Source organism: Brachyspira pilosicoli, from assembly GCF_008016535.1.
Classification (GTDB): Bacteria; Spirochaetota; Brachyspiria; order Brachyspirales; family Brachyspiraceae; genus Brachyspira; species Brachyspira pilosicoli_A.
Genome location: NZ_SAXY01000099.1, coordinates 1 through 871 on the forward strand (window position 1 = coordinate 1; position 871 = coordinate 871).

Sequence of the window (871 nt, forward strand, 5' to 3'; positions counted from 1 at the left end):
ATGGAGCCATAGATATTGTACTTTTACTTGCTATAATATTTTTGATTCTTTCTTTGATTGTAATATACAATAACGAAGAAATCAATCTTTGATTGTTATAAAAATGTGTATATTCTTTTAATTTTTCTCTCAATAATTCTACAGTTATATTTTTATTGGGGCTGTCCTAGATAACTTAAATTTGTTAAAATTTAAGTATGAAACGTAGTAAATTAAGTAAAGAAAAACAATTAAAATTAATAGAACATTTTGCAGCAGGAACTACAGCAAGGACAGCTTCAGTTTTAGTTAAGGTTAATAAGACTACAGCTTCGTATTATTTTTTAAGATTAATAGAATTAATATTTGAATATGAAAAAGAAAAAGAAGAAGAAATTTTCAATGGAGAAATAGAAGTTGATGAGAGTTATTTTGGCGGTAAAAGAAAAGGAAAAAGAGGAAGAGGGGCTAAAGATAAAATACCAGTGTTTGGTTTGTTAAAAAGAGGCGGAAAAGTATATGTAAAAATGATAAATAATACTAAAATAAGCACTTTAATGCCTATTATTAGGCAAAAAGTACAGCCAGATAGTATAGTTTATTCAGATTATTATCATAGTTATGATATATTAGATGTCTCTGAATTTAAGCACTTTAGAATTAATCATAGTGAAAAGTTTGCTGAAGAAAAGAATCATATTAATGGTATTGAAAATTTTTGGAATCAAGCGAAAAGACATCTTCGTAAATTTAATGGAATACCGAAAGAACATTTTTATTTATTCATAAAAGAATGTCAGTTTCGATTTAATAATCCAAAAGTTGACAAACAATTAGAAATTATATATAATTTAGCGAAAAAGAAGCTTTTTTAGTTATCTAGGACAGCCCC

Annotated in this window: 1 protein-coding gene; it reads left to right on the plus strand. The window is 25.9% G+C overall.

The window, feature by feature from the left end; all coding sequences use genetic code 11:
* The first annotated feature begins 197 nt into the window (after positions 1-197).
* Positions 198-854: an IS1595 family transposase gene (locus EPJ72_RS12880; RefSeq protein WP_147732507.1), complete on the plus strand. Its 657-nt coding sequence runs from the start codon at positions 198-200 to the stop codon at positions 852-854.
* Positions 855-871: the final 17 nt, after the last annotated feature.